The sequence below is a fragment of the Actinospica sp. genome (genome assembly GCF_035552695.1).
Classification (GTDB): domain Bacteria; phylum Actinomycetota; class Actinomycetes; order Streptomycetales; family Catenulisporaceae; genus Actinospica.
The window spans coordinates 1-24,185 of the sequence record NZ_DASZKT010000248.1 but is presented as its reverse complement, the minus strand read 5'-3'; the positions used below and the strand labels follow the sequence as shown (position 1 = coordinate 24,185).

Annotated in this window: 23 protein-coding genes; 8 read left to right on the top strand and 15 right to left on the bottom strand. The window is 70.8% G+C overall.

The features are described 5' to 3' along the window. The 12 genes from guaA to VG296_RS27850 form a co-directional block, all read right to left on the bottom strand. Positions 1 to 1,250, bottom strand: a 1,250-nt coding sequence (guaA, locus tag VG296_RS27905) for a glutamine-hydrolyzing GMP synthase (protein WP_325570885.1), incomplete at its 3' end; no start/stop codon positions are given. Positions 1,251 to 1,504: 254 nt separating this feature from the next. Further along, positions 1,505 to 1,879, bottom strand: a complete 375-nt coding sequence (locus VG296_RS27900) for a chorismate mutase (protein ID WP_325570883.1) — start codon at positions 1,877 to 1,879, stop codon at positions 1,505 to 1,507. A 277-nt stretch (positions 1,880 to 2,156) separates the two neighbouring features. Next, positions 2,157 to 2,453 carry a WXG100 family type VII secretion target gene (locus VG296_RS27895; protein WP_325570881.1) on the bottom strand — a complete coding sequence of 99 codons (297 nt, stop codon included), beginning with the start codon at positions 2,451 to 2,453 and terminating at the stop codon, positions 2,157 to 2,159. Positions 2,454 to 2,527: 74 nt separating this feature from the next. After that, complete coding sequence (locus VG296_RS27890) at positions 2,528 to 2,842, bottom strand: WXG100 family type VII secretion target (RefSeq protein WP_325570879.1); 315 nt, start codon at positions 2,840 to 2,842, stop codon at positions 2,528 to 2,530. A 289-nt stretch (positions 2,843 to 3,131) separates the two neighbouring features. Next, complete coding sequence (locus tag VG296_RS27885; RefSeq protein ID WP_325570877.1) at positions 3,132 to 4,775, bottom strand: succinic semialdehyde dehydrogenase; 1,644 nt, start codon at positions 4,773 to 4,775, stop codon at positions 3,132 to 3,134. 154 nt (positions 4,776 to 4,929) lie between these two features. Continuing rightward, positions 4,930 to 6,876, bottom strand: coding sequence for a TIGR03960 family B12-binding radical SAM protein (locus VG296_RS27880; RefSeq protein WP_325570875.1), 1,947 nt, complete (start codon positions 6,874 to 6,876; stop codon positions 4,930 to 4,932). A 47-nt stretch (positions 6,877 to 6,923) separates the two neighbouring features. Further along, positions 6,924 to 8,162 carry a rod shape-determining protein RodA gene (gene rodA / locus VG296_RS27875; protein ID WP_325570873.1) on the bottom strand — a complete coding sequence of 413 codons (1,239 nt, stop codon included), beginning with the start codon at positions 8,160 to 8,162 and terminating at the stop codon, positions 6,924 to 6,926. Positions 8,163 to 8,286: 124 nt separating this feature from the next. Beyond that, entirely contained in the window at positions 8,287 to 10,488 is a 2,202-nt protein-coding gene (gene mrdA / locus VG296_RS27870; RefSeq protein ID WP_325570871.1) for a penicillin-binding protein 2, read from the bottom strand. 26 nt (positions 10,489 to 10,514) lie between these two features. Next, on the bottom strand, positions 10,515 to 11,090 hold the full coding sequence (mreD, locus tag VG296_RS27865) for a rod shape-determining protein MreD (RefSeq protein ID WP_325570869.1): 576 nt from the start codon (positions 11,088 to 11,090) through the stop codon (positions 10,515 to 10,517). Beyond that, a complete protein-coding gene (mreC, locus tag VG296_RS27860) occupies positions 11,090 to 11,968 on the bottom strand; it encodes a rod shape-determining protein MreC (protein WP_325570867.1) in 879 nt (292 codons plus the stop codon). Before mreC ends, mreD begins: the two co-directional genes overlap by 1 nt. 32 nt (positions 11,969 to 12,000) lie before the next feature. Continuing rightward, positions 12,001 to 13,020: a rod shape-determining protein gene (locus VG296_RS27855; protein ID WP_325570887.1), complete on the bottom strand. Its 1,020-nt coding sequence runs from the start codon at positions 13,018 to 13,020 to the stop codon at positions 12,001 to 12,003. A 207-nt stretch (positions 13,021 to 13,227) separates the two neighbouring features. Then, positions 13,228 to 14,499 (bottom strand): MFS transporter, encoded by a 1,272-nt coding sequence (locus tag VG296_RS27850; protein ID WP_414641146.1) that lies wholly within the window; start codon positions 14,497 to 14,499, stop codon positions 13,228 to 13,230. Between the two features lie 112 nt (positions 14,500 to 14,611). On the opposite strand from VG296_RS27850, the gene VG296_RS27845 reads away from it, so the two are divergent. Then, positions 14,612 to 15,370, top strand: coding sequence for a tyrosine-protein phosphatase (locus tag VG296_RS27845; protein ID WP_325570863.1), 759 nt, complete (start codon positions 14,612 to 14,614; stop codon positions 15,368 to 15,370). Between the two features lie 23 nt (positions 15,371 to 15,393). Here VG296_RS27845 and VG296_RS27840 read toward each other — a convergent pair whose 3' ends face one another. Together VG296_RS27840 and VG296_RS27835 are read right to left on the bottom strand one after the other, a co-directional pair. Continuing rightward, entirely contained in the window at positions 15,394 to 16,053 is a 660-nt protein-coding gene (locus VG296_RS27840; protein WP_325570861.1) for a LysE family translocator, read from the bottom strand. 119 nt (positions 16,054 to 16,172) lie between these two features. Beyond that, on the bottom strand, positions 16,173 to 16,973 hold the full coding sequence (locus tag VG296_RS27835) for a maleylpyruvate isomerase family mycothiol-dependent enzyme (protein ID WP_325570859.1): 801 nt from the start codon (positions 16,971 to 16,973) through the stop codon (positions 16,173 to 16,175). Positions 16,974 to 17,211: 238 nt separating this feature from the next. Here VG296_RS27835 and VG296_RS27830 point away from each other — a divergent pair, with 238 nt between their 5' ends. From VG296_RS27830 to VG296_RS27800, 7 genes are all read left to right on the top strand, one after another. Further along, positions 17,212 to 17,727, top strand: coding sequence for a hypothetical protein (locus tag VG296_RS27830; protein ID WP_325570857.1), 516 nt, complete (start codon positions 17,212 to 17,214; stop codon positions 17,725 to 17,727). A gap of 5 nt (positions 17,728 to 17,732) precedes the next feature. Then, positions 17,733 to 18,173: a rhodanese-like domain-containing protein gene (locus VG296_RS27825; RefSeq protein WP_414641145.1), complete on the top strand. Its 441-nt coding sequence runs from the start codon at positions 17,733 to 17,735 to the stop codon at positions 18,171 to 18,173. After that, positions 18,170 to 19,258 (top strand): ABC transporter ATP-binding protein, encoded by a 1,089-nt coding sequence (locus VG296_RS27820; RefSeq protein WP_325570853.1) that lies wholly within the window; start codon positions 18,170 to 18,172, stop codon positions 19,256 to 19,258. The genes VG296_RS27825 and VG296_RS27820 overlap by 4 nt, the downstream gene beginning before the upstream one ends. Next, positions 19,258 to 19,929: an ABC transporter permease gene (locus tag VG296_RS27815; protein WP_325570851.1), complete on the top strand. Its 672-nt coding sequence runs from the start codon at positions 19,258 to 19,260 to the stop codon at positions 19,927 to 19,929. The genes VG296_RS27820 and VG296_RS27815 overlap by 1 nt, the downstream gene beginning before the upstream one ends. Then, positions 19,926 to 20,591 carry an ABC transporter permease gene (locus VG296_RS27810; protein WP_325570850.1) on the top strand — a complete coding sequence of 222 codons (666 nt, stop codon included), beginning with the start codon at positions 19,926 to 19,928 and terminating at the stop codon, positions 20,589 to 20,591. The genes VG296_RS27815 and VG296_RS27810 overlap by 4 nt, the downstream gene beginning before the upstream one ends. 57 nt (positions 20,592 to 20,648) lie before the next feature. Next, positions 20,649 to 21,599, top strand: a complete 951-nt coding sequence (locus VG296_RS27805; protein WP_325570848.1) for an ABC transporter substrate-binding protein — start codon at positions 20,649 to 20,651, stop codon at positions 21,597 to 21,599. 88 nt (positions 21,600 to 21,687) lie between these two features. After that, positions 21,688 to 22,317, top strand: coding sequence for an HdeD family acid-resistance protein (locus VG296_RS27800; protein ID WP_325570846.1), 630 nt, complete (start codon positions 21,688 to 21,690; stop codon positions 22,315 to 22,317). Positions 22,318 to 22,324: 7 nt separating this feature from the next. On the opposite strand, the gene VG296_RS27795 is transcribed toward VG296_RS27800, so the two are convergent. Continuing rightward, the gene (locus VG296_RS27795) at positions 22,325 to 23,845 is read right to left on the bottom strand and encodes a patatin-like phospholipase family protein (RefSeq protein ID WP_325570844.1); all 1,521 of its coding nucleotides are present in this window, start codon (positions 23,843 to 23,845) and stop codon (positions 22,325 to 22,327) included. Between the last annotated feature and the right edge of the window lie 340 nt (positions 23,846 to 24,185).

Below are 24,185 nucleotides of genomic sequence, written 5' to 3'. Positions count from 1 at the left end.
GCGGTCACCTCGCCGACGATTCGGATGCCGAGGCCCGGCCCCGGAAACGGCTGCCGCCACACGATCTCAGTCGGCAGGCCCAGCTGCTCGCCGACTCGGCGCACCTCGTCCTTGAACAGCGACCGCAGCGGCTCGACCAGTTCGAACTGCAGATCGTCAGGCAGGCCGCCGACGTTGTGGTGGCTCTTTATGTTGGCGGTGCCGGTGCCGCCACCGGATTCGACCACGTCCGGGTACAGCGTGCCCTGCACGAGAAAATCGACCGTCTCACCGTCGTCGCCGGCGGAAGCGACCACCCCGCGGGCGGCCACCTCGAACGTCCGGATGAATTCGCGTCCGATGATCTTCCGCTTCTGCTCGGGGTCGCTCACCCCGGCCAGCGCGTCCAGGAAGCGGGTGCGCGCGTCGACGACCTTGAGCGAGACGCCGGTGGCCGCCACGAAATCCTGCTCGACCTGCTCCGGCTCGCCCTTGCGCAGCAGCCCGTGGTCGACGAAGACGCAGGTCAGCTGGTCGCCGACGGCCCGCTGCACGAGCGCCGCGGCCACCGCCGAGTCCACCCCGCCGGACAGCCCGCAGATCACGCGCTTGCCGCCGACCTGCTCGCGGATCACGGCGACCTGCTCGTCCACCACGTTCTCGGTGGTCCACTCGGGCTTGATCCCGGCGCCGTTGTACAGGAAGTTCTCCAGCACCCGCTGGCCGAACTCGGAGTGCAGCACCTCGGGGTGGTGCTGGACGCCGTAGAGCCGCCGCTCGTCGTCCTCGAACGCGGCGACCGGGGTGCCCGGCGTGGACGCGGTGACCTTGAAGCCATCCGGCGCCGCCACGACCGAGTCGCCGTGCGACATCCACACGGTCTGCTCGGCCGAGCTGCCGGTGAACAGCGTGGACCCGGTGTCCGCCACGGACAGCGCGGTGCGCCCGTACTCCCGCGTTCCGGTGTGGTCGACCACGCCCTCGAGCGCGCGCGCCATGGCCTGGAAGCCATAGCAGATGCCGAAGGTCGGGACGCCCGCGCGGAACAGTTCGGCGCCGACGCCGGGCGCGCCCTCGGCGTACACCGAGGAGGGCCCGCCGCTGAGGATCACCGCGGCCGGCCGGCGCTCCAGGATCTGCGCGGCCGTCCAGGTGTGCGGCACGATCTCGCTGTAGACCCGCGCCTCGCGCACGCGGCGGGCGATGAGCTGGGCGTACTGCGCACCGAAGTCGACGACCAGGACGAGGGGGGAGGTGGGGGCGTCATCCATGATGGGGTTGATTCTACCGGCCCGCACGGTGCGCGCCTTTGCCGCCTGCCTGCGCCCCGCACGCTGGGCGGCGGGGCGCAGGTCCTGGCGAATGGGCTTGGCCGTCTGGCAATCCTTCGCGAGGTCCCACAGCCGGATCCGGCGACCGGACGCGCCGGACCCGAGCCGATCGCTCCGGATCCATTCAGCAGGGACAACGACTGAGCGGACTTCCGGTTACGCGGGCGGCGGCGTACGGAGCGCACGAAGCCGCACTACACGCGTCCGCGGCCGAGTTCAAGCAGGGCCATGGCGACAGTGGTGCCGGGACGGCCGAGCTCACGGGTGTAGCGGCCGATGACCTCGGTCTCCCGGCGCAGGTCGAGACGGCGGCCGCCGTCGGCCATCCGGGCGGCCTGGATCTCGGCGGACACGGCCATCCGCCCCCGGATCAGCTCGATGATCTGCGCGTCGAAGGCGTCGATCCGTTCCCGGCCGCCGAGCACCCCGCCCGGCGCGGCGGGATCGGCGGGATCGGCGGAATCGGCGGAATCGGCGGAATCGGCGGCGCGGGGATCGACGGATTCAGCGGTAACGGCGGCAACGGTGGAGACGACGTCGTCGACGGGCTCGGCGGGTGCGGTGTTCACAGGGCTCTCCTCGCGGTCTGCGGTCGGCGGATCCGCACCGACCCCCGCCCCGGGGGCTCCGCACACACGACGGCGCCCCGGACCAAGGATCGGTCCGGGGCGCCGCGGGGGTCTCGGCTGAGTTTCTCAGCGCTCGACGATCGGGCCTGCCGGAACGATCCGGTGGCCATAGCTAAATCGACGGGCGCTACTGCTCATGCGCGCAACCTTAGCAGAGAACAGCGGAGAGCCCGCCGACCCGCACCGAAGGGTACGAGAGGCGGGCTCGCGGCCCGGCTCAGCTGTGCCAGGCCTGCGCGTTCGCGGTCTCGGTCTGCGAGTACGCGTCGTGCGCCTGCTCGACGGCAGCGCCGATCGCCTGCAGCACCTGGTTCAGGTCGGTCTGGGACGAGTCCCACTTCGACTGCTGAACCTGGTAGTTCTCGGCCGCCGCGCCCTGCCAGCTCTCGACGATCGGCTTCAGCTGCGACTTCAGGTCCTCGAGCTTCTGGTTCAGGCTGTTCGACGTCTGCTGGATCGTCTGCGCCGCGTTCGCCAGCTCGGCGAAGGTAACCAACATACGCTGGTCGCTCATGGTTTTCTCCCCTCAAGAAATCTTCGCTACCGCGGCCTCGACGGGGCCGCAGGTGATTCTGGAACTCGGACGGACTACTGCAGGCCGCTGAGCAGCTTCGAGATCGAACCCTGGTTCGTCTCTTCGGTCGCGGTGTAGTTCTTCTGGTTCGAGTCGATGGCCTGGCCGATCGCGTCCAGCGCCTGGGTCAGCTTCTGGCCGTCGTCCTGGAACCGCTGCATCAACTGCTGGAACGCCTGGTACGCCGAGCCCTGCCACGAGGCCCCCAGAGGCTCGACGCTGCTCTGCAGCGAACGCATCTCGGCGTTGATCTCCTGCACGCATTGCTGGACGGACTGCGCGGCCTTCGCCATGTCAGCGCTTGTAGCCCGGAAACTGCTGCCTGCCATTTGTCGCCACCTTCCCCGTTCTTAGGAATGGTCTTATCTGCCTGATCGCCACCGGCCCGGGTAACTCCACGGCCCGGCAGTGGACTGCGAGTCCCGCCCCGCCCGACGCCCCCCACTGCGCAGTCCCTGCCCAGAGGTGCCGACCGCGGTTTCTCCCGCAGCACCCAAGCTACTTGGCGAGCAGTCGGGAGCGGTAGTCGAGGAGTCGATATTACCGGGCCTTTACGTTTGGGGCGGACCCGGGACGACTCCCGCGATCCGGCCGGACACCCGACGTATGCGAGTGCTGCTATCGCACTCGCAGGATCTTGAGCAGCCGCAACGCCGAGCCGAGGTACTTGGTGTAGCGGGCCGGGCCGAGCCCCAGCGAGGGGGCGATGGGCAGCACCGTCTGGCGCGCCACGGTCTGCACCTCGGTGTAGCGCCAGATGCCCTCGGCGCCGCTGCGCCGGCCCAGGCCGGAGTCGCCCATGCCGCCGGTGGCCGCCGCGACCGAGCCGAAGGCCGCCGCGTACGCCTCGTTGACGTTCACCATGCCGGAGTGCAGCCGCAGCGCCGCCTCCTTGGCCCGCTTGGTGTCGCGGGTCCAGATCGACGCGCTCAGGCCGAACCGCGAGTCGTTCGCCGCCTGCACGACCTCCGCCTCGTTCTCGAAGCGGTAGAGCGAGACGACCGGGCCGAAGGTCTCCTCGGCGTACAGCGTCATCCCGGCGGCCACGTCGGTGAGCACGGTCGGCTCGTAGAACAGCGGGCCCACGTCCGGGCGGCGGCGTCCGCCGGCCAGCACGTGCGCGCCCTTGATCCGCGCGTCCTCGACCTGCTGGGTCACGGTCTCGAGCTGCTTGGTGTTCGTCAGCGAGCCGACGTCCGCGGCGAAGTCCAGCGTCGAACCGAGCTTGAGCGCCTTGACCTCGGTGACGAAGCGGTCCACGAACTGGTCGTAGACGGCGTGGTGGACGTACATCCGCTCGATGGAGATGCACAGCTGCCCGGCCGAGGTGTAGCAGCCGCGGATAGCCCCGGACACGGTCTTGTCCAGGTCGGCGTCGTCGAACACGATCATCGCGTTCTTACCGCCGAGCTCCAGCGAGCAGCCGATCAGGCGGCCGGCCGCCTGCTGCGCCACCTGCCGCCCGGTGCGGGTCGAGCCGGTGAACGCCACGTAGTCCGCGTGGTCCACGACGGCCGGTCCGGTGACCGGGCCGTCGCCGGTGACCACCTGCCACAGTTCCGCGGGCAGCCCGGCCTGCACGGCGAGCTGCCGCAGGTAGACGCCGCTGAGCGCGGTCTGGTTGTCCGGCTTGTGCACGACGCCGTTGCCCGCGACGAGGGCCGGCAGGATGTCCATCGCGGCCAGCGCGAGCGGGTAGTTCCACGGGGTGATCACGCCGACCACGCCCTTGGGCTGCCGGTACTCGGTGACCTTGGTGATGATCGGCAGCACGCCGAGCTTGTGCCGCGGCCGGAGATAGCCGCGCGCGCTGTGCGCGTAGTGCCGGGCGGTGGCCGCGGAGACGCCGATCTCCTCGAACGCGTGCAGCCGGGTCTTGCCGGTCTCCACCTGGAGCAGGCTCAGCAGGTGCTCGGAGTTGTCGAGCAGCAGGTCGTGCAGCCGGCGCAGCACCGCGCAGCGCTCCCCGACCGGACGCGCGGCCCAGGCGGCCTGCGCGGCGCGGGCCTTCTCGAAGGCGTGCCGGACGTCGCCGGGACCGGACTGCGGCAGCTCCACGATCGTCTCGCCGGTCAGCGGGGCGACGATCTCCACCGACTGCGGGTTCGAACCCACGGTCAGCTGGTCCACCAGCCGGGCGGCGAACTCGCGCGGCAGGAAGGGCCGGATGGACTCGAGCCGCTCGGCCTGTCCGGGGACGGTGGTGGTCGTGGGCTGCTCCTGGGCGGCCTCGGGAGCGTTCGTCGTGTCGCCAGCGGTCATAACGCAAAGACTAGGGCGCACGCCGTCCCGGGGAAACCGCGCCGAGCGCGGCGGAACTGGGACCGGCCGCAAAACTCCGGTCAAATCCCGGGGCCGGGAGCCGTCCCGGGCCCGCGCGCGGTCCGTGCGGACGGTGCGGACCGTGCGGTCCGACTCAGACCACCGTCAGCGGCAGCAGCTTCTTGCCGGTCGGCCCGACCTGGATCTCCGTGCCCATCTGCGGGCATACGCCGCAGTCGAAGCACGGGGTCCAGCGGCAGTCCTCCACCTCGGTCTCGCGCAGCGCGTCCTGCCAGTCCTCCCAGAGCCAGTCCCGGTCCAGGCCCGAGTCCAGGTGGTCCCAGGGCAGCACCTCGACCTGCTCGCGCTCCCGGGTGGTGTACCAGGTCACGTCCACCGGCTCGTCCTCGAGCGCACGCCCGGCCGCCGCCATCCAGCGGTCGTAGGAGAAGTACTCGGACCAGCCGTCGAAGCGCCCGCCGTCCTCCCAGACGGCGCGGATCACCTTGCCGACGCGCCGGTCGCCGCGGGAGAGCAGGCCCTCGACGATGCCCGGCTTGCCGTCGTGGTAGCGGAAGCCGATGGCCCGGGCGTAGTTCTTGTCCGCGCGGACGACGTCGCGCAGCTTGCGCAGGCGGTCGTCGGTCGTGGCCGCGTCAAGCTGCGCACACCACTGGAACGGCGTGTGCGGCTTGGGGACGAAGCCGCCGATGGAGACCGTGCAGCGGATGTCCCGGGAACCGGTCGCCTCGCGGCCCGCCTTGATGACGTTGCGCGCCATCTCGGCGATCTGCAGCACATCCTCGTCGGTCTCGGTGGGCAGCCCGCACATGAAGTACAGCTTCACCTGCCGCCAGCCGGCCGAGTACGCGGCCGTGACCGTGCGGATCAGGTCCTCTTCGGAGACCATCTTGTTGATGACCTTGCGGATCCGCTCGGAGCCGCCCTCCGGCGCGAACGTCAGGCCACTGCGACGCCCGTTGCGGGAGAGCTCGTTGGCCAGGTCGATGTTGAACGCGTCCACCCGGGTCGACGGCAGCGAGAGCGAGGTCTGCGTGCCCTCGTACCGGTCGGCCAGGCCCTTGGCGAGGTCGCCGATCTCCGTGTGGTCGGCGGAGGAGAGCGAGAGCAGCCCGACCTCCTCGTATCCGGTGGCCTCGAGCCCGGCCTTGACCATGTCGCCGATCCCGGTGATCGAGCGCTCGCGCACCGGCCGGGTGATCATACCGGCCTGGCAGAAGCGGCAGCCGCGGGTGCAGCCGCGGAAGATCTCCACGCTCATCCGCTCGTGCACGGTCTCGGCCAGCGGCACCAGCGGCTTCTTCGGGTACGGCCACTCGTCGAGGTCCATCACGGTGTGCTTGGCGACCTGCCACGGCACGCCCGAGCGGTTCGGCGCGACCCGCTGGATCCGGCCGTCGGCGAGGTATTCGACGTCGTAGAAGCGCGGCACGTACACGCCGCCGGTGGCCGCGAGCCGCAGCAGCAGCCCGTCGCGCCCGCCCGGCCGGCCCTCGTTCTTCCACGCGCGGGTGATGTCGGTGATCGCGAGCACGGCCTGCTCGCCGTCCCCGATGACCGCCGCGTCGATGAAGTCCGCGATCGGCTCCGGGTTGAACGCCGCGTGCCCACCCGCGATGACCACCGGGTGCGTCACGTCCCGGTCCCTCGCCTCCAGCGGAATCCCCGCGAGGTCCAGCGCGGTGAGCAGGTTCGTGTAGCCGAGCTCGGTGGAGAACGAGACGCCGAACAGGTCGAAGTCCCCGACCGGCCGGTGCCCGTCCACGGTGAACTGCGGCACGCCGTGCTCCCGCAGCTGCTCCTCCATGTCCGGCCAGACCGAGTAGGTCCGCTCGGCCAGCACGCCCTCGCGCTCGTTGAGCACCTCGTAGAGGATCATGACGCCCTGGTTCGGCAGCCCCACCTCGTACGCGTCCGGGTACATCAGCGCCCAGCGCACGTCGCAGGCGTCCCAGTCCTTGACGGTGGAGTTGAGCTCGCCCCCCACGTACTGGATCGGCTTCTTCACCGCGGGCAGCAGCGGTTCCAGGTCGGGCCAGACGGACCGCCCGGTGATCCGGTCGAAGGTCGGTGCGCTCATGCCTCCCAGGGTAGCCGCCCCGGCGCACGCCTCGGACAAGTCGCAGGTCAGCGCGCGGTCGAGCGGAGGCGCACGTTCTGCAGGAGACCGATGGCGACGAAGTTGGCGAACATCGAGGAGCCGCCGTACGAGACGAAGGGCAGCGGGATGCCGGCGACGGGCATGATGCCCATGGTCATGCCGACGTTCTCGAACATCTGGAAGGCGAACCAGCAGACGACGCCGCCGGCCAGCAGCATCGGGAAGGTCTCGGTGGCCTGCCGCGCGATGACGCAGCCGCGCCACAGCACGACGGCGAACAGGGCGAGGACGGCGAGGCCGCCGATGAGGCCGAGTTCCTCGCCGATGACGGTGAAGACGAAGTCGGTCTGCTGCTCGGGGACGAACTGGCCGTTGGTCTGGGTGCCCTGGAACAGGCCCTGGCCGAACACGCCGCCGGCGCCGATGGCCAGGCGCGCCTGGTGGGTGTTGTAGCCGACGCCCTGGGGGTCGAGATTCGGATCGGCGAAGGCGGCGAAGCGGTTGACCTGGTGCTGGGCGAGCAGGTGCAGCTTCACGGCGGCGAACGCGCCGGCGCCGCCGACAAGCCCGAGTACGGCGAGCTTGTACAGCTTGACGCCGGAGATGACCACCATGCCCGCGGTGATCGCCATGACCACCATGGTGCTGCCGAGGTCCGGCAGCAGGCTGATGACGCCCATCGGCACGGCAGCGGCGAGCAGGGCGAGCAGCAGAGTGCGGCCGCCGGGACGGGCCTCGTCGATGCGGCGGTCCTCGATCTGCGCGAGCATGCCCTTGCTGCGGCGTACGGCGGGGCGGTACGCGAGGATCATCGCCAGCGCCATCACCACTCCCAGCTTGGCGAACTCGGCGGGCTGGATGGAGAAGCCGCCGCCGAGCTCGATCCAGGAGCGCGCGCCGTTGACGACCGTGCCGAGCGGGGAGAGCACCGCGAGCAGGCCGATGAAGGAGAGCACGTAGACGATCGGCGTCAGGGCACGAAGACGCTTGTGGTCGAGCGCGCTGACGCCGACGGCGAGGGCCACGCCGATGAGCGCGTTCAGCGCGTGCCGCTTGAGGAAGTACTGCGGGTCGCCGCCGGTCAGCTCGGAGCGGTCGCGGGTGGCCGACCAGACCATGACCGCGCCGACCGCCGCGAGCGCCATGGCCGCGCCGAACAGCGGCCAGTCGAAGCGCCGCAGCACGCTGCCCTGCCGCAGCGCCGCCGTACGCCGCGACCGCGCCGGGCCGACCGGCGGCAGACCCGCCGTCTCGCCGATGATCATGAGGCCGCGCTCCGCCCGCGCCGCGCCGCCGACGGGGCCGACGACGCGGCCGCCGGCAGAACTCCTGGCGGAACCAGCGACACACCGGCCGCCGAGACACCAGCCGCCGACCCGCCCGTCGCCCTCATCGCTTGCCCCGAGTGCCGAGACCCGCGGGCGCCTCGCGCGGAGCGGGCGGCGGGGGCGCGGCCGGGGGCCACTGCTGCGGGTACGGGAAGCTCACCGGCAGCAGGCCGTCCGCCGAGATCACCGGCAGGTTCGGCGGGGGCGTCGGAAGCAGCGCCGCGTTCGGCAGCTGCGCGCCGCCCTGCACGCCGAACATCGCCTCCTCGATCTTCTCCACCGCCGGTCCGGAGACCTGCGCGCCCTGGCCGCCCTGCGGGACCATCATCACGACCGCGTACTGCGGGTGGTTCGCCGGGACGACGGACGCGAAGACCGAGGTCGGGTTCTGGCCGTACACGTCCGCGGTACCGGTCTTCGCGCCGATCGGGATCGTGTTCTGCGGCCAAGCGCCGTACACGCCGGACGCGGTGCCCTGCTGGGCCACGCCCTCCAACGCGCTGATCAGGAAGTCGTGGGTGGACGAGGAGATCGGCACGTGCGAGACCACCTTCGGCTGGTAGGTCGAGGCGACCTTGCCGCCCGGCGTGAGCACGGCCTGCAGCAGATGCGGCTGGTAGAGCGTGCCGCCGTTCGCGATCGTCGCGTACACCCGCGCCAGCTGAAGCGGCGTCACCTCCACCCCGCCCTGCCCGATCGCCTCGAGCACCGCGTCACCGCCGCGGAACTGCCAGCCGTCCAGGCAGTTCTCGTACGCGATCTCCTTGAGGTACGCGGCGCGCGCCGGGTCGGAGGCCGCGACGTCCGGGTAGCCGTCCTTGCCGTGCGCGCACCAGTCGGCCTTGTTCGCCTGCCAGGACGCCAGCTTCTCCTGCCGCGTCTGGATCAGGCCGGGCGCCTCGCCCGGCAGGTCGAGCCCGGTGTCCTTGCCGAGCCCGAAGTCCAGCGACATCGACTGCACCGGGTCGGCGGGGTGCGCGACCGGGTGATTGCCGCCGTCGCGCACCCACATGTCGTAGGCGACGCGGTAGAACACGGTGTCGCAGGAGACTTCGATGGCCTGCTTGAGCGTGATCGGCCCGTACGCCTCGCCCTCGAAGTTGTGGAAGTCCTGGCTGCCGATCGCGAAGTCGGTGGAGCAGTCGTAGGTTCCGTCGGAGGGGAACCCGGCCTGCAGCATCGCGGAGGTGGTCACGGCCTTGAAGGTCGAACCGGGCGGGTACTCCCCCTGGTATCCCCGGTCCAGCAGCGGCGTGCCAGCGGCGGTGCTGGTCAGCTGCGCGTACGTCTGCGGATTGATGCCGCCGGTCCACACGTTCGGGTCGTACGTCGGGTAGCTCGCCATCGCGACCACGCCGCCGGTGTTGACGTTGAGCACGACGACGGCGCCCGAGTTGGCCTTGCCGTAGCTGTGCGTCTCGGTGTCCCAGACGCCGTGGGTGGACTGGATCGCGTCCGCGAGCGACTTCTCCGCGACCGCCTGCACGTGCGAGTCGATGGTGGTCACGATGTCGTCGCCGGGCACCGGCGCGGTCTGCGAGACGGTGCGCACGGCGCGGCCGAGGTTGTCCACCGCGACCTCGGCGACGCCCGAGCGGCCGCGCAGGATCGAGTCGTACTCCGACTCCAGGCCGGAGCGCCCGACCATGTCGGTGGGCTGGAAGTCGTTGCCCGGCTTGGCGAGTTCGGCCGTGGAGACCGGCGAGAGGTAGCCGAGCATCTGCGCGGCGTTGGCGCCGAACGGGGCCGGGTACGTGCGCGCGGCCGCGGCCTGCGCGGTGATCCCGGGGAACTTGTCGTGGTCCTCCAGGATCTCCAGGCCGATCGAGGTCGGCACGTTCGTGGCGACCGGCACCGGCTGGTACGGCGAGCCGGCCCAGCAGGGCTGGCTGACCGTCGCCGAGCACAGCCTGATCTGCTGCGCGATCTGCTTCTCCGGCATGCCGAGCAGCGCGGAGAGCCGGTCGAGCACCGCGATCCCGCCGTGCGGCTGCTGTTGCAGGGTACTGAGATCGGCGGTGACCTCCAGGGTGGCCTTGTTCGCCACCAGCGGATGCCCCTGGTCGTCCAGGATGTCGCCGCGCACGGCCGGGGTGGCCACCGAGCGCAGGTCGTTGGCGGCGGCCGCGGCCTGGAACTCGGGCCCGGAGCGCACCTGCAGGTACCACAGCCGGCCGCCGAGCGTGGCCAGCAGTGCGAGCACGAGGACCTGGACCACGCCCAGGCGGGCGCGGGCGCCCTCGAGACGTTGCGGGCGGTACATGGGGTTCTCCCGGGGGTGGTTCGTGCCTACTGGCTGGCGGTGCGGACGGCGATGCGTTCGCCTATCGCGTTGCCGACCGGCGCGAGCAGCAGGGTCCGCCGGCCGTCGGCGCGGCGGGCCAGCGCGGACAGGCCGGGGAGCACGATCGGAGTGGCGACCGCCGTGTAGAGCGCGCAGGCCACGGCGCCTTGCGGCAGGTCGGCGCTGCTGAGCGTGCCGCCCTCGCCGAGCAGGGTGCCGAGGACGGCGTTGCCGAGAGTCGCGACCGCCGCGTAGATTCCGGCGAACGCGCTGGTGCGCAGCGCGGAGCGGTTCAGGTCGGTCGCGGTCCGGCCCGCGAGCGCGCCGACGAGCGTGAGCACGATGGCGTGCCGCCCGGTGGCGGTGACGGAGGGCGGCGCGAGGTCCACGGCCAGCCCGGCGCCGAATCCGGCGACCGCGCCGAGGTTCGGCCCCCAGGCCACGCCGAGCGAGAGCACCGCGAGGAGCACGAGGTCGGGCTCGGCGTACGGCAGATGCAGCTGCGGCAGGACGCTGAGTTGCAGGGCCAGCGTCAGCGTGACGGCCGCGGCGGCCAGCCCGAGCCGGAGGAGCGCGCGCATCAGTGGGCTCCCCCAGCGCGCAGCATCGCGTCGCCGGGATCCGCGCCCACCGGCTTCACCACGATCCCGACGGTGTCCACGGAGGTCTCGTCCACGTACGTCGTCACCAGCACGGTCCGGGTCAGCTGCCCGGGTGTGGCCAGCACCTTGGTGATCTTGCCGACGGGGACGCCGGGCACGCTGGTCGAGGCGTCCGCGGTGCCGAGGGTCAGGACCGGCCGACCCACCGTCAGCTTCAGCTGCGGATCGAAGAACTCGACGCGCAGCGTCCGCGCGTCCTGCCCGACCGCCGTGCCGATCGGACCGGAACCGGCCAGCCGTACGCCGATGACCGAGTCGGGGTCGATGGCCAGCAGCACGGTGGACGTGGTCGGCCCGACACTCGCGATCCGGCCGACCAGGCCCGCGCCGGTGAGCACCGTCTGGTCGGCGGCGACACCCTGGCGGCTCCCGGCGTCGAGCGTGGCCGTCCAACTGCCGTCCTGCGTCGGGGAGAGCGCGACGAGCTGCGCCGAGACGGTGCGCAGCCCGCCGAGCGCGGTCGCCTGCTGCAGCGCGGCCAGCTGCGCCGCCTCGCCCTTCGTCTGGGCGCTGGTCTCGACCTGGCCCTTGAGCGTGGCCACCTGCGCCTGGAGGTTCTTGATCCGCGCCTCGTCGGACGCCGAGTGCCCCCAGCCGTCGAACAGCGAGCCGACCGAGTGCGTCGCGGCGGACGCCCCCCGCTCGACCGGCCCGAAGACGGTCGCGGCGACGGTCCGCGCCTTGTTCAACGGGCCCTGGCCGCCCGGCTTGGCGCCGTGCGCGTCCACCGTGATCAGCACGAATCCGGTCAGCAGCAGCACGCCAAGGACGAGTCGGGTCCGGCGGGTGTCTCGCATGTACCTTTAGTCCTCGGATGGTCTCGATGGGTTCAGCGACGCGACCCGGCGCCGAGTACCGGCTGGAGTGCGTCGAAGTCCTCGACGCAGCGGCCGGAGCCGAGCACCACCGAATCCAGCGGGTTCTCCGCGACCAGCACCGGCATCCCGGTCTCCCGGCGCAGCCGCTGGTCCAGGCCGCGCAGCAGGGCGCCGCCGCCGGTGAGCACGATGCCGCGGTCCATGATGTCCCCGGACAGCTCCGGCGGGCACTTGTCCAGCGTGTCGCGCACCGCGTCGATGATCTGGGTGACCGGCTCCTCCATCGCCCGGCGGATCTCCGTGGAGGTCAGCACGATGATCTTCGGCAGGCCGGAGACCAGGTCGCGGCCGCGCACCTCGGCGTGCAGCTCGCTGTCCGTCTCGTCGGCCGAGCCGATGGCCAGCTTGATCTCCTCGGCGGTGCGGTCGCCGAGCAGGATCGAGTACTCCTTCTTGGCGTACTGGATCACCGCGTTGTCCAGCTCGTCCCCGGCGACGCGCACCGAGTTGGCCGTCACGATCCCGGCGTAGGAGATGACCGCGACCTCGGTGGTGCCGCCGCCGATGTCGACCACCATGTTGCCGGTGGCCTCCTGGATCGGCAGGCCGACGCCGATCGCCGCGGCCATCGGCTCCTCGATCAGGTGCACCTGCCGGGCCCCGGCCGCGTCCGCGGCGTCCTCCACCGCGCGCCGCTCCACGCCGGTGATCCCGCTGGGCACGCAGATGACCACGCGCGGCTGGGCGAACATCCGGCGCGGGTGCACCTTGCGGATGAAGTAGCGCAGCATCCGCTCGGCGATCTCGAAGTCGGCGATGACCCCGTCCTTGAGCGGGCGGATCGCGACGATGTTGCCGGGCGTGCGGCCCATCATCTTCTTCGCCTCGGCGCCCACCGCGAGCACCGATCCGTTGTGTGTGTTCACCGCGACCACGGAGGGTTCGTTGAGCACGATCCCCCGCCCGCGGACGTACACCAGGGTGTTGGCGGTACCCAGATCTACCGCGATGTCCCGGCCGACGACCGACATGCCCATATTGCTGACTTACCTTCCGCGAGAGCGCGACTGGCCTGCCGCGGCGGCGCGGCGCAATCACTCCGGGCGAAGGGTTGCTGACGCCGAGTGAGGTTTCCCGCCGATCCTAACCAACAGCGCGGCCGTGTTCCGTGACGCTTGGGGTCGTTCCCGTCCGGCGTGTCGGAAGAAACGATCGTTCGCCCGGAAAGGTGATGGTTTTCAGCCCTCGGCGGCGTGGTCGCGGTAGCTCGGCACGAAGACGGAGACCGCGATCATGCCGAGCACGACGAGGATCCCGCCGCAGGTGATGGCGGTGCGTGTGCCCACGGCCGCACCCGCCACGCCGTGCACCAGGTCGGCCAGCCGCGGCCCGCCCGCGACGACGACGATGAACACGCCCTGCATGCGCCCCTTGAGCTCGTCGTCGACGACCGACTGGAGAATCGACTGCCGGAAGACCATCGACATCAGGTCGGCCGCGCCGCCGAGGGCGAGGAACGTCGCGGCCAGAGCGAGATTGTCGGACAGGCCGAAGCCGATGATCGCGAGTCCCCAGCAGCCGACGGCGATGATCGTCATCAGTCCGTGCCGCTTGAGCCGGGAGAACGAACCCGAGAGCAGCCCGCCGACGAGCGAGCCGAGCGGGATCGCCGCGTAGAGCCAGCCGAGCGCGAAGTGCTGGTGCGCGAAGGTGGTGTCGGCGAGCTGCGGGAACAGCGCGCGCGGCAGGCCGAAGATCATCGCTATCAGGTCGACGCCGAAGGACCAGGCGAGCAGCGAGTTCGCCAGTCCGACCCGGAAGCCCTCGACGATGTGCCCGACCCGCGCGCGGCGCGGCGCGTGCTCCAGCGGCGGCAGCGAGGGCAGTCTGATCACGGCCCAGAGCACGACGACGAGCCCGCAGGCGTCGATGAGGTAGAGCGCGGACAGGCCGGTGATCGGGATCAGCGCGCCGCCGAGCATCGGACCGATCAGCGCGCCGACGGACATGATGGTGCCGCCGAGCGCGTTGGCGGCGGGCAGTTCCTCGGGCGGAACGAGCCGCGGGATGGTCGCCTGCCGGACCGGGGAGTTCATGCCGAACATGCCCTGCTGGACCATCAGCAGCACGATGAGCAGCGCGACGGAGTCGACGTGCAGCGCGGCCTGCACCCACAGCGCGAGCGACGCGACGGCGACGCCGGTGTTCGTCAGCATCATCAGCGTGCGCCGGTCCATGGTGTCCGCGACGGCACCGCCCCAGAGACCGAAGACGATCAGCGGCAGCAGCCCGCAGAAGCTGGCTATGCCGACCCAGCCGGAGGAGTGCGTCAGCTGGTAGATCTGGTACGGCACGGCCACGGCCGTCATCTGGCTGCCCATCGCCGTGACGACGGTGGAGGTCCAGAGCCGGCGGTACGGCTTGTGCCGCAGCGGCCGCGTGTCGACGGCCAGGCGCCGTATTCGTCCGCGACGTTCCGCGTCGGGTTCGGCAGTCGTCACGGGGGGCACGGTATGGAATGGTAGCGGCTCGCAGTCCTTACGCGAGCCTTGTCCGCATTCCGATCGGATCACGGAGCGCAGTGGGCATCCGCAGTTCACCGCCAGTGGCTAGCGTGTCGGCATGAGCATTGGCGTTGACGTCATACCGGACCCCGACGGCGATCCCGAGCAGGTCTACCTCGAACTGGTCGGCCCCGTGCGCGCGCTGCGCATCGGCGGCGTCCTCAACGCGCGTGACGTGGGCGGCCTCGTCGGCGAGTACGGGAAGGTGCGCACGGGTCGGCTGCTGCGCTCGGCCTGCCTGGAGAATCTGACCGCCGAGGGCGTCGAGACACTCGCCGGCCTGGGTGTGAAGACCGTGATCGACCTGCGTACGCCGCTCGAGCGCGAGGTGCATCCGAACCTCGTGGCGGGCCTGCGCGAGGCCGGTGAGGTCGCCGAGATCAGCGTCGAACTGCTCAAGACGCTGGCCGAGCTGGACGAGCTTCCGGCCGGATCGCCGAGGGCCATGTACCAGTACCTCGTCGACACCTGCGGTCCGGGGATCGTCGTGGTGCTCGAACACCTGGCGAGGCCGGACGCGCTGCCCGCGCTCGTCCACTGCCTCGTCGGCAAGGACCGCACGGGCCTGACCGTCGCGCTGCTGCTGGAACTTCTCGGCGTGCCGCGGGACCTGATCGTGGCCGACTATGTCGCGAGCAACGCGGGCCTCGGCACGATCGCGCACACCGCCGTGCAGGCCGACGTGCTCGAATGGACCCTCGCCGGGCTCGACGAACGCTACGGCGGCCCGCGGGGCTACCTGGCCGCGCACGGGCTGCGCGAGGAGACCGTCGAGGCGCTGCGGGAAGCGTTCATCGACGGGCAGGACCAGCCCTAGCAGCGGGTACCGCTGATCCGCCGTCAGTCCTCGCGGCCGGTGAACGCCAGCGCCGTGCCGAGGCCGATCATGGCCAGGCCGCCCGCGCCGCCGACGAGCTCGAGGCGGCGCGGGGACTTGGCGAACCGGTCCCTGGCCGTTCCCGCGGCGAAGCCCCACGCGCAGTCGGAGGCGAGGGCGATGGTGGCGAAGATCAACGCGAGCAGCGCCATCTGCAGCGGCACGTAGCCGGCCTGCCGGTGGACGAACTGCGGCAGGATCGCGCCGAAGAACACGATGGCCTTCGGGTTCGCGAACCCGACCACGAACCCGACCACGAAGCCGTCGTGGATCGTGCGCAGCGGCGAGATCCCCTCGGGTGCGCCGAGCGTGGCGTCCATGGCGTCGCTCAGCTTGCGGCGGTGCCGGAACGCGGTGACGCCGAGGTGGACCAGGTACGCGGCGCCCGCGAGCTCGAGCACCGTGAAGACCAGGATCGAGCGCTCGACCAGCGCGCCGAGGCCGATCGTGACCAGCAGCGCCTGCACATACACGCCGCTGGTGTTCCCGAAGACCGCGATGACGGCCGTGCGCCTGCCGTACGTCAGAGCCCTGCCGATGGTGAACAACACGCTCGGACCCGGGATCACGATGATGACGAATGCCACCGCGGCGAACGTGAGCAGCCGATCGATCGAGAACATGGCCGGACGCTAACCCGGCGCGCACGAGCCGGGCAATGGACTCGGGCAATGGACTTCGGTTCCGGATCCCGCGTCCTCTCGCGCACTGCGTCTTCTTCTTACTGAGTCTTCTTACTGAGTTACTGAGTCCCCTTCCTGCGCAGCGTGGCGAACTGCGTCACCAGCGCCGGGTCGCCGGTCCAGCTCACCGCCCGCTCGTCCAGCCGCCCCCACAGCCACAGCAGCACCTGGCCCGGCTCGCCGCTGATCCGCGCCGCCTCGTTCCGCCCGTACCCGTCCGGCACCAGGTAATCGCCCACGGCCACGCCCCCGGGCCCGGCCGTCAGCGTCCACTCGCGCTCGCCCGCCGCGATCGTGACCGGCCGCTGGTCCGCGCTCCGCAGCACGTCGGCGAAGTGGTCCGGCCATTCCCCGCTGAGGAACGCGAGGAACAGGGTGAGGAACTCGTCGATTCCGTCCAGCGCGATGTCCTCCGGAATCGGCGCGAGTTCGAGCCCCGCGGTCAGTTCGGCGTCCACCCGGTGCACCACCGACTCATGGCACATCCGCCTGATCCAGAACCCGACCGTCTGGTCGGGGCCGTGCCAGGTGGCGGCCGGGTCGCCGGGACGGTGCTCGTCGAAACAGCCGGTCAGCGCCGCGTACGCCGCGTCCAGCGCGCCGGTCGGGCTCGGGTCCGGATCATCCGGCGGCCAGTCCTCAGGGAACTTGCCCTCCCGCACGCACTCGACCTTGTGCAGGTACGTCCGCGCGACATGGTGCGCCAGCTGATCCGCGGTCCATTCCGGGCAGGACGGCACCTGCCACGCCGGATCCGCCGCCGCGATCGCCGCGCGCATCAGCCGGAACTCCTGGTCGAGATGGCCGCGGAGCCGCGCGAAATAGGCCTCGCCGCGCTGCTTGGTCTTCGCCGTCTGCATACCACCCAGTGAAACAGAGGCCACCGACGGGGACCATGTCGATATACTCGCCGCCATGACCTCGGACGGCATCAGGCTCGTACGCCGCACGCACCTGGACACGGTGCGCTATGCCGGCTGCCTGTGTTGCGCCCCGTCCTCCTGCTGAAGTCCCCCTCACTTCGCAGCACCCTTTCGGCCCATCCGCGCCTTCGCGCGCGCCCGGCCGTCACGTGCGCGCCACTCCCAGGACGGGTCAATGTCTACACAGGTTTCCACCAAGAACGGTCCCTCGCTCGGCGAGCTGCTCGAATTCGCCCGGACAGCTGCCGCCGACACCTCGCTGCTCACCCGACTCGACACACTCCCCGACGAACGCACCTGGATCTCGCTGGAAGGTCCGGGCGGCAGCGAGGGCTGGCTGATCGGCTGGCCGCCCGGCGCCGAGACCGGCTGGCACGACCACGGCGGCTCACGCGGCGCCTTCGCCACCGCGGCCGGCACGCTGCACGAGTCCTCCATTCCGATCCCGCTGCCGACCGCCGGCTGGCGCAGCCTCGAACTGCTCGAGGATCTCGACCGCGAACTCGACCTGCCGGCCGGCAGCGGACGCGGCTTCGGCCCGCACCACGTGCACCAGGTGGTGAACCCGAGCGGCGAGGAACACGCCGTCTCCGTACACGTTTATTACCCGCCGTTGCCCCTGGTGCGGAGATACAGTCGGCGCGGGCGGGTATTGGGCCTCGAAACCGTCGAACTGCCCGGGCAGTGGTGAGCGCTATGGGGACGGACGAGAACGTGGGCGAGGGGGTGAACCCGCAGGTGCGCGGCATCGACGAGATTCTGTCGGAGGCTCGGGGCAGACTGGCGAGGGTGAGCCCCGAAGAGGCGTCCGCGCGGCAGCGCGCGGGCGCGCTGCTGATCGACATCCGGTATGAACTGTTGCGGAGGCAGGACGGCACCATCCCCGGCGCCCTGATCGTCGAGCGCAACGAACTGGAGTGGCGGCTCGATCCGCTCTGCGCGTACCGGCTACCGCAGGCCGAGCATCACGACCTCGAGGTGCTTGTTCTGTGCAACGAGGGGTATGCCTCCTCCCTGGCCGCGCTCAGCCTGCAGGAACTGGGGCTGAGTCGGGCCACCGACGTGATCGGCGGCTTCCAGGCCTGGGCCGCCGCCGGGCTGCCGGTGACAAGGTCCCCGAACGAGGAGTTTTCTTGATCACCTTCGAGAGCGTCTCGAAGCGATACCCAGACGGCACCGAGGCCGTCGCCGAGCTGAGCCTCGAGGCTCCGGACTCGGCCATCACCGTGCTGGTCGGGCCCTCGGGCTGCGGCAAGACCACCACGCTGCGGATGACGAACCGGCTGGTCGAACCGACCGGCGGCCGGATCCTGATCGACGGCGAGGACATCCGCCAGCGCCCCGTCGCCCAGCTGCGCCGCGGCATCGGCTACGTCATCCAGCAGGCCGGTCTTTTCCCGCACCGCACGGTCGCGGAGAACATCTCCACCGTGCCCCGGCTGCTCGGCAAGGACCGGCGTAGCGCACGTAAGCGCTCCCTGGAGCTGATGGAGCTGGTCGGGCTCGACCTCGGGTTCGCCGAGCGCTACCCGCACCAGCTCTCCGGCGGCCAGCAGCAGCGCGTCGGCGTGGCCAGGGCGCTGGCCGCCGACCCGGCCATCCTGCTGATGGACGAGCCCTTCTCGGCCGTGGACCCGATCGTGCGCAAGAGCCTGCAGGAGCAGTTCCTGCAGATCCAGGCCGAGGTCGGCAAGACGATCCTGTTCGTCACGCACGACATCGACGAGGCGATCCGGATCGGCGACCGGATCGCCGTGCTGCGCAAGGGCGGGCACCTCGCCCAGTTCGCGGCGCCGCGCGAGCTGCTGGAACGGCCGGCGGACGGCTTCGTCGAGGAGTTCCTCGGCCTCGACCGCGGCGTGCGCAGGCTGACGTTCATCTCCAGCAACGGCCTGAACCTGCGCACGGACGCGCTGGTCAAGAAGGGGGTCGAGCCGGAGGCCGGGCAGCTGGAGCTGCCCTGGCTGCTGCAGGTGGACGAGGCGGGCGCCCCGATCGGCTGGCTCGACCCGCGGCGGCCGGACACGGCGCCGATCCCGATCGGACACCCCTTCCTCGCCCAGAACGACTCGCTGCGCGCGGCGCTCGACGCGGCGGTGCTCTGCCCGACCGGCTGGGCCGTCGGCGTGGACGAGGAGGGCCGCGCCGTCGGCGTGGTCAGCCAGGAGGAGATAGCCGTCGCCATCCGGGAGGCGCACCGCGCGTCGCTGGAGGCCGTCTGATGAGCGGTGCGCTAGTCCATACGGGTGTGTTCGACATGCCGAGCTACGTCCAATCCAGCTTCCTGGGCCTGATCCGCACCCAGTTGGAGGTATCGCTCGGCGCGACCCTGGCCGGCCTGGTCATCGCGCTCCCCATCGGCCAGCTCTGCTCCCGGCTGCCGCGGATCTACCCCGCGACGCTCGGCCTGGTCACGATCATCTACTCGATCCCCTCGATCGCGCTGTTCGTGCTGCTGATCGACTACACCGGCGAGTCCGAGACGACCGTCTTCATCCCGCTGACCCTCTACACGCTCGCGATCCTGGTGCCCGGCGTCGTCGACGGGATCCGCTCCGTGCCGCCCAACGTCCTCGACGCCGCGGACGGGATGGGCTACGGCCGGATGCGCCGCTACCTCACCGTCGAGCTGCCGATCGCGCTGCCCACGCTGATGGCCGCGGTCCGGGTCGCCGCCGTCTCCTCGCTGAGCCTGATGAGCATCGGCTCGACCATCGGCAACTACGGCGGCCTCGGCGACCTGTTCCTGCTCGGCCTGAAGTTCTTCGACAACAGTCTGATCTGGGTCGGCCTGATCAGCCTGCTGGTGCTCTCCGTGTTCTGCGACATCCTGCTGCGCGGCGTGCAACGGCTGCTCACCCCGTGGGCCCGCTCCCTGCGGAGTGTCGGATGAACCTCTTCACGTACCTGCGTCAGTTCTTCGACGACCCGGCGTACCGCTCGGGCTACGACTCGATCTGGACCCGGCTCGTCGAGCACTGCGAATACTCCGCCGTCGCGCTGCTCATCGCGATCGCGATCGCGTTACCGCTGGCCATCCTGTCCGGACACACGGGCCGCGGCGACAACGCGATCTCGATCGTCGCCGTCGTCGGCCGCGCGCTGCCCAGCCTCGGACTGCTCGTGCTGCTCGCCGCCGAGCTCGGGCTCAGCCTCTCGGTGACGATGATCCCCTTGGTGCTGCTCGGCATCCCGCCGATCCTGCTCTACACGCACGCCGGCATCAGGGCCGTGGACCCGGCCGCGGTGGACGCCGCGCGCGGGCTTGGCATGACGCCCTGGCAGCTGGTCCGCCAGGTGGAGATCCCGGCCGCGCTGCCGCTGATCCTGGCCGGGCTGCGCGCCGCGGCCATCCAGATCGTGGCCACCGCGACGCTGGCCGCGGTGGTCTCCTTCGGCGGCTTCGGCCGCTACATCATCGACGGCCTCTACCAGTACGACTACGCGCAGGTCGTCGGCGGAGCGGTGCTGGTGGCGCTGCTCAGCCTGGTCACCCTGTGCGTGTTCTGGCTGCTCGACCGCCTGCTCGTCTCCCCGGGCCTGCGCACCCGCTAGGCCGAGGAGCCCGCCATGTCCAGGAAGACCTCCATCCACCCGCAAAGGAGCAATCCCGTGTCACCCAAGATCCTCCCCCGTTTCGCCGTTCCGGCGGTAGCTATCCTGGCCGCGAGCGCGTTGGCCGGCTGCGGCAGTACGTCCTCCAACTCGGGCGGCAGCCCGCTGGCCCAGTCGGCGTCCGCCGGCTCGGTGGTCGTCGGCTCGGACAACTTCCCCGAGTCCGTCCTGCTCGCCGACGTCTACGGCCAGGCGCTCGCCGCCAAGGGCACCAAGGTCGGCTACAAGTACAACATCGGCAGCCGCGAGGTGACGTACAACCTGGTCAAGAGTGGTTCGATCACGCTCAAGCCGGAGTACAACGGCGCGCTGCTCGCGTACCTCAACAAGAGCGCGGCGCAGACCTCGACCAGCGAGGTGGACGCCGCGATCACCGCCGCGCTGCCGTCGAACCTGGAGATCCTCACCCCGTCCGACGCGCAGGACGGCGACACCCTCACGCTCTCGAAGCAGGAGGCGTCCACGCTCGGCCTTTCGCAGGGCGCGACGATCGGCGACTTCGTCACGAAGCTGGCCGGCAAGTCGATCACCATCGGCGGCTCCCCCGAGTTCCAGACCAGGACGCAGGGCCTGGTCGGCCTGGAGAACGACTACGGCCTCAAGGCCTCGCAGATCACCTACAAGACGCTGGACGCCGGCGGCCCGCTCACCGAGAAGGCGCTGACCTCGGGCCAGGTGGACGCGGGCGACCTGTTCACCACCGACACGACGATCTCCTCCGGCGGCCTGCTCACCCTGGTCGACAGCAAGGACATCTTCGGCGTGCAGAACGTGCTCCCGCTGATCAACAAGTCGAGCCTGAGCCAGACCGGCGTCACCGCGCTGAACGCCGTGGACGCCAAGCTGGACAGCGCGACGCTGCTCAAGCTGGACGCCGAGGTGCAGGTCCAGAAGCAGGACCCGCTCACCGTGGCGAACAACTGGCTCAAGAGCGAGGGCCTGAGCTAGCCCGCGTCGGCCGGCCCGCGTCCCCCGCTGTCCCCTGTCCGGACCTCGTCAACTGGCGAGGTCCGGTCGGGCGACGGACGCTGGAGCCATGAGCGAATCAGGTTCCGGCACCCGTACCGACCCCCGTCCCGGCGCCGGCGCCGGCGTCCCCGGGCTTCCCGGGCCGCTGCAGCAGGTGGCGCGCAACGCCTGGCAGGCCGTGCTGCTGATCGGCGTGGCCGCCATCGTGTTCGGCCTCATCGCGCTGGTCTGGCCGAAGGCGACACTCCTGGTCCTCGGCGTGCTCTTCGGCATCTACCTGGTGGTCAGCGGCATCATGCAGCTGGCCGCCGCATTCGGCACGCACACCGACACCGGGCTGCGCGTCATGGCGTTCATCAGCGGCGCGATCTCCATCCTGCTCGGCCTGTTCTGCTTCCGCGGCGCCCTCGAGTCGATCCTGCTGCTGGCCATCTGGATCGGCATCGCCTGGCTGTTCCGCGGCGTCTCGCAGCTGGCCGCCGCCTCGTCCGATCAGCACATGCCCGCCCGCGGCTGGGCGATGTTCTCCGGCGCCCTCGGCATCCTCGCCGGTATCGTCGTGCTCTCCTCGCCGCTGAACTCGATCTGGGTGCTCACCCTCTTCGGCGGCATCTGGCTCATCGTGACCGGTATCGCCGAGATCGCCACCGCGCTGCAGATCCGCACCGACGCCAAGCGCATCCCGCCGGGGGTCTAGGCAGCCGCTAGCCGACCCGCGCGCCGCCGAGGATCGCGTTGCCGACGGCGCCGGGCTGCTCGCTGGTGAAGAATTCGCGGAAGGCCCCGCTGAGCTCGTCGAGCGTGACCACGCCGGCGTCGTCGGTGTCCACGCGGAGCACGAACATGTGGACGTCGCCGTCCGCGACGCCGAGCGCGCGGAGCAGGGAGCCGACCTCGGCCGGGCTGAGCACGTCGTCGCCGTTGCCGTCGGCGGCGGCCAGCAGGCTCCCGATCAGCGGGAGCACGTGCTCGTCGTACGCGGCGCGGTCGACTGTGAGCCGAGCCAGCGCGGACAGGAAGTCGGGCCGCCGCACCGACTTCGCCGCGAAGTCCGCCAGACCCGCGGCCGCGCGGATCCGCGTCCAGAAGTCGGCGAAGGCGGATTCGAGCCGCTGGTGCACGAGCGAGCCGGTCTGTGCCCCGAAGGCCTCGGCGATCCGTCCGCCGAGGGCCAGCAGATCGGTCTCGGCGACGGCGTCGTCCCGGTTCTGGTCGCACAGGTCGATGAAGCGGTTGAGCTTCCCGCCGAGGAACGCGGACACCTCGACCGGCAAGTCGGCGGCGATCTGCGCGCTGCTCGGCGCGCGTTCCTCGGCGCGCGACGGGCCGAGGCCGGTCGGTGTCTCCGGCGCCGGCACCACGTGCCCTTCGGCAAGCGCGTCCAGGTAGTTGCCGACGGCTCGATAGCCCTCGTCGATGCGCGGACGGATGGCGGCGAGTTCGGACCGCTTGGACCGGCTGCGCGTGAGCATCAACGTCTCCTCGCCGCTGGGCAGGTGGTGGACGCTGACGCCCTCCGGGCGCTTGTTCAGCTCGATGCCGAGGTGGTGCCGACGCGAGATCTCGAAGCTGACCTGCCCGATTCCCCACGGCCGGCGCGGTACCGTCAGCGTCTGCTCTCGCTGCCCGAGCCGCAGCACGAACAGCGTCTTCGCACCCAGGCTCAGCGCCCGCGTGATCGGCGCGCTCTCGACGACTCCGCCGTCCACGTAGTGCTCGTCGCCGATCCGGTAGGGCGGGAACAGCCCCGGGATCGCGCAGGACGCCAGCAGCGCCGGAATCAGCGGCCCGTGGTCGAAGTAGCGTGCGGTGGCCCGCTCGATCGACGCCGCGCACGTCTGCAGCGGGATCGCCAGGTCCTCGAATCGACTGCCGCCGCCCAGGAACTCGGCGAGCAGCACCTGGAACGGCTCGCTGGAGCTGAGCGCGAAACTCCCCCGCCGCAAGGACCGCAGCGCGCCGCGCGGATCGGGCCGCAGGATCCCCCGGCCCACCACCTCGTGCCAGAACTCTTCCATCCTCGGCAGCACCGCGGGCTCCGGATCCGCGGCGAGCAGCGCGCCCTGGACCGCGCCGGCCGACGTGCCGACGATCAGGTCGGGGCGGATCCCGCGGTCGAGCAGCGCGCGGATCATCCCCGCCTGGTGGGTGCCGCGGACACCGCCGTCGCCGCGGACAGCGCCGCCGAGGACGAACGCGATCGGGCCGGGAAACTCCTTCGTCACCCTCCGATCCTGCGCGCCCGGCCCGCGCGCCGCAGCGTGGCTTAGGCCAGTCGGCGGTAAAAGCAGGATCTGCTCCGTTTAACGGGCGCTTAAAGTCGCGCCTCGGCTCGACCCGGTCTTCGCGGCTTCGATACGTTGAATCGCAGTGTGCGGGCGGGCATATGGCGGACGAGCAACAGGCGGGGTGAGTCATGGCAGTCGATGACCTTCCGGGTCCCTTGGTGAACTTCCTCAATGTGATCGGCATTGAGTGGCCTTATATCAATGAGGATTCGATTTCGCAGTTCGCGTCGCTGGTCAGGGAGTTCGGCCAGGCGGTGGAGCGTACCCACCAGGACGC